The organism is Microcystis aeruginosa NIES-843 (assembly GCF_000010625.1).
Lineage (GTDB): Bacteria > Cyanobacteriota > Cyanobacteriia > Cyanobacteriales > Microcystaceae > Microcystis > Microcystis aeruginosa.
Genome location: NC_010296.1, coordinates 4037381 through 4050657 on the forward strand (window position 1 = coordinate 4037381; position 13277 = coordinate 4050657).

The following is a 13277-nucleotide window of genomic DNA, read 5'->3' on the forward strand; positions in this document are numbered from 1 at the left end:
CAGTCAAAAAATTCCTCGAAAAATAACCTCTAGACGACTCTGATCGGGGGTTTTTACAAAAATTTAGGGTTTAGCGGGTTTATACAAAGTTTCCCTCAGCAAACTATCCCTAACCCCTTTTCTAGATAGGAAAAGAGATTAGGGAATAACTGAACTTCCCCCGTATAAATATACTAGCTATGGCTCAAAGTCTTACAGAGCCTGAGTTAAAGCAATGTAATACTAATAAACTACTGGGTACAAACTCCTGAAATCCTTACGCAGACAGGGTTTGAGGCAAAATTTTTCAAATTTGACCCTTCGACCATTATAGCTTGTTTCCAGGCAGAAAACCATCAAAAACATGGCTACCGAGGGAATCGCTGACTCTAGAGATTAATGACACCATCTGTTACAATAAGGTTAGCGATCACTATACAGCCAACTCTACGGAATCGCTCTACTCTAGATACAGTCAACGGTACAGCCATTTTCAAAGGGAAAATGTACCCAGTAGCGTCTTTTCAATTTTTTCTGAGAAGCTCCAGGCAGTAAGGGTTTTGTTAATTTTTTAGTATTTCTGTATGGGGGAAGTCCAGGAATAACTGTCCTTAGTCAGTTTCAGGATTAATTTCTAATCCTTAATCTAGATGACAACGATACCAGTATTAACGAGAGTCGGCGCACCGGTGAGAGTGGCGATTTGAAGAGCGACGGAAGTAGCACCGCTACCGTCAGCATCAAAGAACAAAGCGCCATTAGTGGTGTTATAAATAAATCGTTGCGTGGCTGTGGTCGCTGCCGTGATTCCTGCACCAGAGATAAATTGAGCGGCAGCCAGGGCGCCGACGGCGAGTCCACCACCAAAACCAGTTCTAGAGACGGCAATCTGATCGTTTTGAGCGCTGACAAAATCAATCGAGTCAATGCCTTCATTAGGATTGTTGAAAATGAATTGATCGGCATTACCACCGCCGGTGAGGGTATCATTTCCTAGACCACCGGTGAGGGTATCGTTGCCAGCACCGCCATTGAGGAGATCTGCCGATACTCCTCCCAACAAACGGTCATTACCGCTACCCGCAGTCACTTGAAACCGCTCGATGCCTGTGTAAGCAACTTGATGACCAGTAGTGGAGATGACAGTAGCGGTTTGGCTGATATTAGTGGTGAGGCTAGAGTAGTCAACGATCAGAAGGTCGATGCTACCGCCACCGTCAGCAAAGTCAGTACCTAGACCTGTGCTGAGGGTGTCATTACCGTCACCACCGATCAGGCTGTCATTCCCAGCCCCCCCATTGATACTATCATTGCCGTTATCACCGATCAGGGTATCGTTGCCGGCGTTACCGATTAGAGTATCATCTAGAATCGCACCAAATAAGCTATCGTTGCCGCTACCCCCAGTCAAGTTAAAGCGCTCGATACTGGTGTAATTAACCTGATTGCTAGTGGTAGATATCTGATTGATTGTCTGAGTGATATCCGTAGTCAGAGTGGAGTAGTTAACGATCAGTAAATCACCGAGGTTTCCTCCTCCGTTTACTGTGTCAATCCCTAAGCCGGAGCTAATAGTGTCATTACCGTTGCCCCCAAGAAGAGAATCGTTACCATCACCACCACTAATGCTGTCATCCCCGTCATTACCGTTGAGGGTATCATTACCGGCATTACCGATTAGGGTGTCATTTAAGCTACCACCGAACAGGTTATCGTTGCCGCTACCCCCAGTCAAGTTAAATCTTTCAATATTTCTGTAGGAAATACTGTTACCACTGGTGGAAAAAGAGGTGGTAAATTGACGGATATCGGTGGTTAAACCTGAGTAATCGACTTCTAAGACATCAATACCGCTACCACCATCCACGTCATCAGAGCCGCGACCGGGATTAAGGGTATCATTGCCCGCTCCCCCTTGTAGGTTGTTATTAGCCGAGATGAGGCTTGTGAAGCGAATGCGATCGCTGCCGACACCGCCGGTGACATTGGTGAAAAACTCGATACCTCTGATACTGGTGCCGTCGGGTAGGTTTAGGTCTGCTAAAGTAGTGCCGTCAATGGTGAGATTGAGAGCAGTAGCAACAACGGAGAAATCGGCATCAACAAGAGTATCAATCCCCGCACCACCATCGACCGTATCGACACCGCCACCCTTGGTAATTAGGTCGTTGTTATCACCACCATTAATGTTGTCATCCCCGTCATTACCGTTGAGGGTATCATTACCGGCATTACCGATTAGGGTGTCATTTAAGCTACTACCGAACAGGTTATCGTTGCCATTACCCCCAGTCAGGTTAAATCTTTCGATATTTCTGTAGGAAATACTGTTACCACTGGTGGAAAAAGAGGTGGTAAATTGACGGATATCGGTGGTTAAACCTGAGTAATCGACTTCTAAGACATCAATACCGCTACCACCATCCACGTCATCAGAGCCGCGACCGGGATTAAGGGTATCATTGCCCGCTCCCCCTTGTAGGTTGTTATTAGCCGAGATGAGGCTTGTGAAGCGAATGCGATCGCTGCCGACACCGCCGGTGACATTGGTGAAAAACTCGATACCTCTGATACTGGTGCCGTCGGGTAGGTTTAGGTCTGCTAAAGTAGTGCCGTCAATGGTGAGATTGAGAGCAGTAGCAACAACGGAGAAATCGGCATCAACAAGAGTATCAATCCCCGCACCACCATCGACCGTATCGACACCGCCACCCTTGGTAATTAGGTCGTTGTTATCACCACCATTAATGTTGTCATCCCCGTCATTACCGTTGAGGGTATCATTACCGGCATTACCGATTAGGGTGTCATTTAAGCTACTACCGAACAGGTTATCGTTGCCATTACCCCCAGTCAGGTTAAATCTTTCGATATTTCTGTAGGAAATACTGTTACCACTGGTGGAAAAAGAGGTGGTAAATTGACGGATATCGGTGGTTAAACCTGAGTAATCGACTTCTAAGACATCAATACCGCTACCACCATCCACGTCATCAGAGCCGCGGCCAGGGTTAAGGGTATCGTTACCCGCTCCCCCTTGTAGGTTGTTATTAGCCGGGATGAGGCTTGTAAAGCGGATGCGATCGCTGCCAAGAACACCAGTAATGTTGGTGAAAAACTCAAAACCTTTAATGTTAGTGCCGTTTGGCAGGTTGAGGTCCGCTAGGGTTGTGCCATCAATGGTGAGATTGAGAGCAGTAGTAGCAACGGAAAAATCGGCATCAACAAGAGTATCAATCCCCGCACCACCATCGACCGTATCGACACCGCCACCCTTGGTAATTAGGTCGTTGTTATCACCACCATTAATGTTGTCATCCCCGTCGCCACCGTTGAGGGTATCATTACCGGCATTACCGATTAGGGTGTCATTTAAGCTACTACCGAACAGGTTATCGTTGCCATTACCCCCAGTCAGGTTAAATCTTTCGATATTTCTGTAGGAAATACTGTTACCACTGGTGGAAAAAGAGGTGGTAAATTGACGGATATCGGTGGTTAAACCTGAGTAATCGACTTCTAAGACATCAATACCGCTACCACCATCCACGTCATCGAAGCCGCGACCGGGGTTAAGGGTATCATTGCCCGCTCCCCCTTGTAGGTTGTTATTGGCTGGGGTTGTGCTGGTCAAACGAAGGCGATCATTCCCAAGACCCCCAGTGACATTGGTGAAAAACTCAAAACCTCTGATTCTCGTACCATCGGGTAGGTTGATATCGGCTAGGGTCGTGCCATCAATGGTGAGATTGAGAGCAGTAGTAGCAACGGAAAAATCGGCATCAACAAGAGTATCAATCCCCGCACCACCATCGACCGTATCGACACCGCCACCCTTGGTAATTAGGTCGTTGTTATCACCACCATTAATGTTGTCATCCCCGTCATTACCGTTGAGGGTATCATTACCGGCATTACCGATTAGGGTGTCATTTAAGCTACTACCGAACAGGTTATCGTTGCCGCTACCCCCAGTCAAGTTAAATCTTTCGATATTTCTGTAGGAAATACTGTTACCACTGGTGGAAAAAGAGGTGGTAAATTGACGGATATCGGTGGTTAAACCTGAGTAATCGACTTCTAAGACATCAATACCGCTACCACCATCCACGTCATCAGAGCCGCGGCCAGGGTTCAGGGTATCGTTACCATCTAAACCTTGCAGTGTGTCCCGGTCTATAGTGCCAATGAGCAGGTCATCGTTTGGTGTTCCGACAAACAAGGGCATAATTCCACCTCATCTTGTGCAAAAATGTTAAGTTACGCGATGTGCAACTAATTTTTAGTCCTTGATTTATAAGGGTTTCAGAAACCAGAAAAATCGGTGAGTAGTCTGAAATCCTGATTTGATCGTTGTAAGTTGCACATCGCGTTAAGTTACCTTAGGGAACAATTGCCCGTTTAATTTCTGAGCCACTTGTGGGTACATCCTATCATAAGTTTGCGACGAAAAAACAGTATTTTATTTTAGTCCCACATTCCGCACCCTAGTAGTTGAAATCAAAAGTTGCTCTAGCCCTTGTATCCCACATTCCGCACCCTCAACTGTCACATAAGCTGTCCCCCTCCAGAGACTTGAGTAAAAATACTTAGCTGGTGAAGGTTTTCTCGGTGGCCGCTAGGGGGGTCTTGAGACCCCTAATTATGAAAAAATAGGAATTGTTGCAAAACCTAGGCGAGTGGACTGTTCGACCATGAATCAATCAACAGAAATTGAAGTCAAAAATCTAGACCATCTGGGATTAGTAGCTGGAATTATCGATGAAATAGGAATCGTTGAAATTATCAACGAACAAGTCTCAATTGAGCGAGGAGAAATTGTCACAGCGGGGCAAGTAGTGAAAGCAATTATCCTGAACGGATTGGGATTTGTCTCCGGGGCCTTGTATTTATTTCCTCAATTTTTTGAAGATAAAGCAACCGAACATCTGCTGGGAGAGGGCATCGAACCCAAGCACTTGAATGATGATAAAATTGGTCGAGTAATGGACAAACTTTATCAACTTAATGTTTCGGTCATTTTCCTACTCATCAGTTTAGCCGCCGTGAAAAAATTTGGTGTAGCAACCGAGAATTGCCATTTAGATTCGACTTCTCTATCAGATTATGTTACGCTACCGCTAACCCATCCTACAAATAATTGTGTCTCCCTACTTAGAATCAGTCTATACTATATATTCTCCGGGGAGAAATTGCTTAGATTGCTTTAGTAATGAGAAACGGGACTAAATAATGTCCGGAATTGAGGGATTGAGGATTAAAAATTATCGAGCGCTCAAGGATATAACCCTGGGCAAGTTATGGAATACTCAAAATCGAGATTCTCTGACACCGATGACGGCCGTTATCGGCAAAAATGGTGTGGGAAAAAGCACACTTTTTGATGCGTTCGGTTTTTTATCTGATTGTCTTAAAGGAGGAGTAGAAGAAGCTTGTGATGCGCGAGGTCGGGGCGGGTTTGAGCGTCTTCGTTCCCAGGGTCAGGAAGGAAGCATTGAATTTCAGATTTATTACAAAGAAGATTACAATTCCCGACCAATTACCTATGAATTAGCTATTGATCTAGATACCGATAATAGACCTTATGTAAAAAAAGAAAGACTCAGACAGAGAAGAAAAGGTCAAAAGACCGGATGGCCTTTTTCATTTTTACTCCTCGATGAGGGGAAAGGAATCGTCTGGAAAGGAGAAGAAGAAGGGAAACAAGTAGAAGAAGGTCAAGACCATTTTGATTTACTTAAGTTAATAGAAAAAATTAAACGAGGAGATTATGAGGATGGGGGGGAGTTAGTGGAACTGAATGATAAGCGCAAACTAGGAATTGCTACGTTAGGTTCTCTCAAACAGCATCCGAGAATTTCCCTATTTCGGAGATTTATTGAGGGATGGTATCTCAGCTATTTTACTCCCGATGCGGCCAGAAGTTTGCCCCTAGCCGGACCCCAGAAACATCTGAATATTCATGGAGATAATCTCGGTAATGTGGTGCAGTTTATGGAAAGAGAGCATTCCAAGAAATTTCAGAATATACTTAATAGTATTTCTCGTAAGATACCGGGTATAGAAAAAATTAGCACCGAAAAAAGTCCCGATAATCGACTACTATTAAAATTTAATGATCGGGGATTCCAAGACCCATTTTATGTACAGCAAATGTCCGATGGTACTTTAAAAGTATTCGCCTATCTCTTACTGTTAGAAGACCCTTCCCCACCGCCATTTATCTGTATTGAAGAGCCAGAAAACGGCTTATACCATAAACTATTAGAAACCTTGGCTCAAGAATTTAGAAAACACGCCACAGGACAGAGAGGACGTTCTCAAATTTTTATCACCACCCATCAACCTTATTTTGTTGATGCTCTCCAGCCGGAAGAAGTTTGGATTCTGGAAAAAGGTGATGACGGGTTTTCTCGGATTAAACGGGCCAGTGACAATCCCTTAATCAAGAATCTCGTCTCAGAAGGATTGCCCCTTGGTAGTCTTTGGTATAGTGATTACTTAGATGAGAGATAAGGTCATGTACTTTGAAATTTTGGTTGAGGATTTGTCGGGAAAAAAAGCACTTGATATTCTAATTCCTAAGATTATTGACATGAATGCAGGTCATACATTTAGGGTTCATTCCTATAAAGGCAGTGGTCATATTCCCAGAGACTTACAGTCTGTTTCCGATCCTAGTAAGCGGATTCTTCTTGAGCGACTACCTAAACTGATTCAAGGATATGATAAAACTTTTTCCAGTTGCGCTGATAATTATGCTGCTGTGCTGATTGTGGTTTGCGATCTGGATAATCGATGTTTTCGGGAATTTCGACAGGAATTAAGCAATTGTCTGGAAAAATCTGCTATCAAATCCCAAATTTACTTCTGTATTGCTATTGAAGAAGGAGAAGCTTGGTATTTAGGTGATATTAATGCCATAAAAATTGCTTATCCCCATGCCAAAAGTGCTATCTTGGATTCCTATATTAATGATAGTATCTGTGGTACTTGGGAAAAACTGGCAGATGCTATATACAGAGGTGGAGCGAAACAATTATCTAAGTTAGGTGGCGCTTCTGTGGGTCAAGAGAAAACAGTCTGGGCAGAAAATATTTCTCCTCAGATGAATGTGGATATTAATCGATCGCCCAGCTTTGGCTATTTTCGGGATAAACTACGTCATCTCAGTCAGGAAGAATCAAGATAAGTAATATTTTTTCAGGCTAAACTTTTAGGCATTTAAAATAATCGTCGAGAGCGGGGAATAGGCGATAGTGAGCAGTAAGCAGTGAGCCTAAATCCAGTTATTAAAGACCGATTATTTATACTCAATCCAGTTATTAAAAACTGATTATTTATTCCCTCTTTTGCCTATTGCCTATTGCCCATTGCCTGTCCTGATATGTAGCCTATACTCAACGGATTTAGTATTAAGCTAAACGGCTTTTACTTCGGATCACTGATATAGACTCCAAAAGGGTTATAGCTATTGGATCATGCAGGTTAAATGCCGTTTAGCTTATTCCCCCTTTTGCCTCTTGCATGAGTGCCTGTCCTGATAAGTAGGGTCTGCTGAAAAAGTTTTTCGGTGGGGGCAGGGTGTGGGGTGTGGGGTGTGGGGTTTTACCGGTTTTGAGGTGGCCAATTACCTAATTTTTAGGGAAAAAGTCCAGGAATTTTCCCCCTGATCACTCCCATACTTGGTACTTTTTGATTGACAAAAAGTCTAAAAGTCTTACCCAACAAGTTTTTTAGATTTATTCAGCAAACCCTAAGTAGCCTATACTCAAGGGATTCAGTCTTAAATGCGATCGCCCTGCTCGTTCCTTCCCAGGGCTTGACATAAATCCCGCAATAATGTTATGATGAGGGACTGGCTTAAGCCAAAGACAGCAGGTGCGAAACAGCTTAAATACCCTGCCGAGGTCAAAGCGAGAAAACAGCAGCCAAAAAGACTAAAGAGAGATATTTTCTGTCTTGGTCGTGCCTGAACTGGATTCTCTCCACTCAACCCCGGCGCTACAAGGGGTTATTTTTGTGCCTGTGGAACCGGTCCCCCGCATACAGGAGGTGAACAAGGGATGGGGAGAAGCAGAGAAAGCAAGGGAGTGATTCTAGAAGAATTAAAAACCTCCCTGAGCGAAGCTCAATTAACGATGGTCATCGACTATCAAGGTTTAACCGTCGCCGAAATCAGCAATCTACGCCGCAAATTGCGCCCCACGGGAACGATTTGTAAAGTCACCAAAAATACTTTGATGGGATTGGCGATCGCTGAAGATAGTGGCTGGGAACCGATGAAAAGCCTTTTATCGGGAACATCCGCCTTTCTGCTCGTAAAAGAGGACATCGGTGGAGCTTTCAAGGCCTATCAAGAGTTCAAAAAAGAAAGCAAAAAAACCGAACTGCGCGGCGGTGTCCTCAAAGAAGGGACAAAAGGTCAACTGTTGACGGAAGAGCAGCTCAAAGCGATCGCTGATTTACCGTCGAAAGAACAGTTAATCGCTCAGGTCGCCGGAGCAATCAACGCCATTGCTACCAAACTGGCCCGCAGCATCAACGAAGTTCCCGCATCTTTGGCCCGCGCCGTCGATGCCGTGGCCCGTCAAGAAGAAAAAGAAGCGGCTTAATACCGCGCCAATCAATCACTTAAAACAATTAGGAGTCTAACCCATGTCTGCTGTAGCTGAAATCTTAGAAAAACTCAAAACCCTGACCCTCTTAGAGGCTGCGGAATTAGTCAAAGGTATCGAAGAAACCTTCGGAGTTAGTGCCGCCGCTCCAACTGGTGGCATAATTATGGCGGCCCCTGGGGCCGCTCCCGCGGCGGCTGCTGAAGCTGTGGAAGAACAAACCGAATTTAACGTCGTTCTCGAAGAAGTTCCCGCCGACAAGAAAATTGCTATCCTTAAGGTAGTGCGCGAATTGACCGGTTTAGGACTCAAAGAAGCGAAAGACCTAGTAGAAGCCGCTCCCAAAGCGGTTAAAGAAGGCACTAACAAAGATGATGCCGCCGCCATCAAGAAAAAACTGGAAGATGCCGGGGCAAAAGTTAGCGTTAAATAGATTGCCACTGATTCTGGGGATGTAGATTATATCCCCAGACAAGCTGAAAAGCTCATTTCCTGATACTATAGGATTGTTATAGCAGTCTTGTAGGATGTCCAACCATGGAAAGCGTCGCTTACATTTTAGTTTTAACTATGGCTTTGTCGGTAATTTTCTTCGCCATCGCCTTCCGGGAACCTCCCCGGATTCAAAAGTAAATTTCTTAACTCCGTTTAGGTTAATAATTTTCTTCCCTGAGCCGCCCGCTTGTCAAAAGCAGGTTAGCGGCTCTGGTTTTCGTATTTAAAGGCTTAAATTAAAGGTTCCCCTCACCGAGCGCCTCCTATGCAGTGTCCTCATTGTCAGCATACCGATAGTCGCGTTTTAGAGTCCCGTTCCTCCGAAAACGGTCAGAGCATTCGTCGTCGTCGTGAATGCTTACAGTGTAAATATCGCTTCACCACCTACGAGCGCATCGAATTCGTGCCGATCACGGTGATTAAAAAAGATGGTAAACGGGAATCTTTTGATCGCTGCAAACTGCTGCGCGGTATCGTCCGCGCCTGCGAAAAAACCGGCATTCCCCCCTCAAGATTAGAGGCGATCGTCAATGATATCGAATCCCGTCTGCAGCAAGACTCAAAACGGGAGGTAACCAGTCAGGAGATCGGTCAATTAGTCCTAGAATATCTCCGACAAGAATCGGAAGTGGCCTATGTGCGCTTTGCTTCGGTTTACGGCAATTTTCAGGGAATTAGAGACTTTATCGCCGCTTTAGCGCTGCTGCAATCCTCCGAAATCGAACGCGCTCATCCTTCTTGGTCTCAAGTGGAAGAAGCCAGCGTGATCACCTCGTCTTAAATAGGCTTTGCGGCAAAAAGTTTTTCCTGGGGGCAGGGTGTGGGGTGTAGGGTGTAGGGTGTAGGGTTTTACCCATTTTCAGGGGGTCAATTACCTAATTTTCAGGGAAAAAGTCCTGAAATTTTCCCCCCGATCACTCCAATAGGCGGTACTTTTGGATTTCAAAAAGGTCTAAAAGTCTTATCGAACAATGTTTTTAGATTTATTCAGCAAACCCTAAATAGTTCCCGATTCAGTTATAATTAGGATCCCTTGTGCTATTTAAAGCCCAAGCTCTGGTTAGATTCTTAAGAGTCATTCTTGAGGCGGATTGCCTGCAAGAAAGCCGGATGCGGCAGTTCATCCCCTAGGCCCTGCCTAGGAACTAAATTGGGAGGCATCTCCTTTATTTAGAAACTGTACATCACATAGGAGGAAAAACCTACGGAAATTCCGAGGCCCAAACAACGTACATGACCACCCAAAAAACCGCAAACAAAAACATAGGCTTTACCCATGAAGATTTTGCCGCCCTTCTAGACAAATACGATTATCATTTCAGTCCGGGAGATGTTGTCGCCGGGACTGTTTTCAGCATGGAACCCCGGGGAGCGCTCATCGATATCGGTGCTAAAACCGCCGCTTTTATCCCCGTGCAGGAGATGTCGATCAACCGCGTCGATAATCCCGAAGAAGTTTTACAACCTAACGAAACCAGGGAATTTTTCATCCTTACCGACGAGAATGAAGATGGACAGCTAACCCTGTCGATCCGTCGCATTGAATATATGCGCGCTTGGGAACGGGTGCGTCAATTGCAAAAAGAAGATGCTACCGTGCGATCCAATGTTTTTGCCACTAACCGTGGTGGGGCATTAGTCAGGATTGAAGGTCTCCGCGGCTTTATCCCCGGTTCTCACATTAGCACCAGAGAGGCGAAAGAGGATTTAGTTGGTCAGGAATTGCCCTTAAAGTTTTTAGAAGTGGATGAGGATCGCAACCGTCTGGTTTTAAGTCATCGTCGCGCTTTAGTGGAACGCAAGATGAACGGTTTAGCCGTGGGACAGGTGGTAATCGGTTCCGTGCGCGGAATCAAGCCCTACGGTGCTTTCATCGATATCGGTGGAGTCAGTGGTTTACTGCATATTTCCGAAATCTCTCACGATCACATTGACACCCCCCACACGGTTTTCAATGTCAATGATGAGTTAAAAGTGATGATTATCGATCTTGATGCCGAAAGAGGTCGCATTTCCCTCTCGACTAAACAATTAGAACCAGAACCGGGAGATATGCTCAAAAATCGCCCGTTAGTGTTTGAAAAAGCCGAAGAAATGGCGATTAAATACCGAGAAAAACGTCTAGCGGAAGCGGAAGGCCGGACCGTCTCGGAAGTAGTGGAAGAAATCGAAGTTCCCCCCGCCTTGGAGGAGGAAGATTTAGTTCTCGCCGCTACCGAAGAGTAAGTCAGTTATCAGTTATCAGTTATCAGTTATCAGTTATCAGATTTTAGTTTTAAGTGTACAGTATTAAATAAAAGTTTCCTACTGTCTTTTCACTGATTACTGTTTACCGATCACTAAAACGTCTCCCAACCCCCCGTTTAATTTCAATCTTCAGACACTGCCGATAAATCCTGTAATTCCAGTCATCTCCTCATTAATATTGGCATCGAGGAAACGATCCAAGTCATCAAAAGTGGTTCCGTAGGCAATAGTGCTATCGTGGTATCCTTTCAGGCTGACGGTATGTTGAGTAAAAACTTGCTGGAGATGGGGTAAACCGATGAGATAACTGTAGGTAGTGGCTCCGATGGCTAAATCCTTGCCCATTTCTTTGGTAGCCGACTCTAAACGAAAAGCGGCGTTGACTGTATCCCCGATCGCCGTATAATCTGGATGTTCACCGCTGCCAGTATTGCCGACCATAGCATAACCAGTATTCACTCCCGCACCGATGCGTAATTTAAAAGGTAAGGGATATTGTTCGCTTAAGGCGCAAGTCATGTTATTTAGTTGTATAATTGCTTGGAAAATTTGCAGGATATCGTCTTGATCGACTTCCTGTTGGCCGTGAAACCAGATGGCCATGATCGCATCACCAATATATTTATCTACCCAACTGCCGGAACTGCGGATAATACCCCCGGCATGGCGAAACCAACTGCCAATCAGAGAAGAAAGCACTTTTTCGTCTAATTGCCTCGTTAAAGCCGTAAAATTCCGCATATCTACCACCATCACCGATGTTAAGCGCCGTTCATGGACGGCGGAGGTGAGGGTATCCCATTCTAAATTGCGCGGTTGCTTGCCCACATTGGTGGGAGCAGGACGATAGAACTGCACCTCGGTTTTGCCAAAGGTGATCTGCTCTTGGCTATGGATAGTCACTGGAATGGCCACCCTTCTGCCATTGACAAAAGTTCCATTGCGACTACCGAGATCGATCAGATAAAAATCCCCTGTTTCCGTGGATTGTAGAATAGCGTGATTACGAGAGATACAGTGATCTTTAATCACGATATCGTTATCTTTGCTCCGTCCGATTGTCCAGTAAGATTTCCCCACGAGAGGGAAAAAACGCTGGCCTCTCTCGGTATGGAGTAGTAAATAGGGATTTTGTCCTAGTAGTATATCCACGGGTGCATAAGCGGCAATAGATAGACTGCGTTAATTATATAGCCTATTGTCTTAGGCCAGAGAGGCGGTAATCCAAAATAAACCATCGACTAAAATTGTACTCAATACAGCCCCGCTAAATGCCCACCAATGACATCCCCTTTTTTGCAAAGGATAAATACCGATCGCTAAGAGCAGGTTGAGCAGCACGATCGCCCAACTGATGCCCCAGGGGGTCTCAATTTGGGCTAAGGCGTTATGAAATATCGGCGATACTAGGTTGGGAGCTAGTTCCACGGTCATTAATTGTCGCCAGTAGGGAATTAGTCCCGTTAGATAGAAATATACATCGGTGATGGCCGTTCCTAACAAAGAACCCAGATAGAAAAGATTGCCCACTTTGCCACGACCTTTGTATAGTCCCCAGAGAACAAAGGGCAGCCCGATCGCTTCCATGGGAATATGGATCAACGGTTCCCAACGCCACCAACCCCAGTACAGAGAACCTGCTAACCAACTCCAACTAAAGCCCAAAAGTAAATCCCCCCAAAGACTGATTTTTTCTTGTTTGAGCAGCCAAACCCCTAACCCCACCCAGAAAAAGGTTAAACCTAGGCTAACTTCGGGATAGTAGCGCACTAGGGGCGCTTGTATGAATACGGGGACTGATACCAGAAATGCTGCTGTCCAAAAGACGGATTGACATTTTTCCCAGTTAGGGACTAGGGGTTTCAGGCGATCGGGATTGCTGGAAACTAGGGTAGAGTTGAGCAAAGGATTTCAGAATTGTTACGAAACTTTACTCAC

10 protein-coding genes and 1 pseudogene are annotated in these 13277 nt (G+C 45.1%); 8 read left to right on the top strand and 3 right to left on the bottom strand.

Features of this window, described 5'->3' with window-relative positions:
* Positions 1–625: 625 nt before the first annotated feature.
* On the bottom strand, positions 626–4207 hold the full coding sequence (locus tag MAE_RS35250) for a beta strand repeat-containing protein (RefSeq protein ID WP_041804219.1): 3582 nt from the start codon (positions 4205–4207) through the stop codon (positions 626–628).
* A gap of 466 nt (positions 4208–4673) precedes the next feature.
* On the opposite strand from MAE_RS35250, the pseudogene MAE_RS18990 reads away from it, so the two are divergent.
* The 8 genes and pseudogenes from MAE_RS18990 to MAE_RS19020 all read left to right on the top strand — a co-directional run.
* Positions 4674–5081, top strand: a pseudogene (locus MAE_RS18990) (DUF4277 domain-containing protein); the annotation flags it as partial.
* A gap of 130 nt (positions 5082–5211) precedes the next feature.
* Entirely contained in the window at positions 5212–6495 is a 1284-nt protein-coding gene (locus MAE_RS18995) for an AAA family ATPase (protein WP_012267015.1), read from the top strand.
* Between the two features lie 4 nt (positions 6496–6499).
* Positions 6500–7171, top strand: a complete 672-nt coding sequence (locus MAE_RS19000; protein ID WP_012267016.1) for a DUF4276 family protein — start codon at positions 6500–6502, stop codon at positions 7169–7171.
* Between the two features lie 874 nt (positions 7172–8045).
* Positions 8046–8594: a 50S ribosomal protein L10 gene (rplJ, locus tag MAE_RS19005; protein WP_008206397.1), complete on the top strand. Its 549-nt coding sequence runs from the start codon at positions 8046–8048 to the stop codon at positions 8592–8594.
* A gap of 43 nt (positions 8595–8637) precedes the next feature.
* Complete coding sequence (gene rplL, locus MAE_RS19010; protein ID WP_002736522.1) at positions 8638–9030, top strand: 50S ribosomal protein L7/L12; 393 nt, start codon at positions 8638–8640, stop codon at positions 9028–9030.
* 104 nt (positions 9031–9134) lie between these two features.
* Positions 9135–9230, top strand: coding sequence for a photosystem II reaction center protein T (locus MAE_RS30390; RefSeq protein ID WP_012267019.1), 96 nt, complete (start codon positions 9135–9137; stop codon positions 9228–9230).
* Positions 9231–9357: 127 nt separating this feature from the next.
* Complete coding sequence (gene nrdR, locus MAE_RS19015) at positions 9358–9873, top strand: transcriptional regulator NrdR (protein ID WP_004162769.1); 516 nt, start codon at positions 9358–9360, stop codon at positions 9871–9873.
* A 452-nt stretch (positions 9874–10325) separates the two neighbouring features.
* Entirely contained in the window at positions 10326–11318 is a 993-nt protein-coding gene (locus MAE_RS19020) for a 30S ribosomal protein S1 (protein ID WP_002737013.1), read from the top strand.
* Between the two features lie 150 nt (positions 11319–11468).
* Here MAE_RS19020 and MAE_RS19025 read toward each other — a convergent pair whose 3' ends face one another.
* Both MAE_RS19025 and MAE_RS19030 read right to left on the bottom strand, forming a co-directional pair.
* On the bottom strand, positions 11469–12491 hold the full coding sequence (locus MAE_RS19025; protein ID WP_012267020.1) for an adenylate/guanylate cyclase domain-containing protein: 1023 nt from the start codon (positions 12489–12491) through the stop codon (positions 11469–11471).
* 51 nt (positions 12492–12542) lie between these two features.
* Complete coding sequence (locus MAE_RS19030) at positions 12543–13244, bottom strand: DUF3120 domain-containing protein (protein ID WP_041804222.1); 702 nt, start codon at positions 13242–13244, stop codon at positions 12543–12545.
* Between the last annotated feature and the right edge of the window lie 33 nt (positions 13245–13277).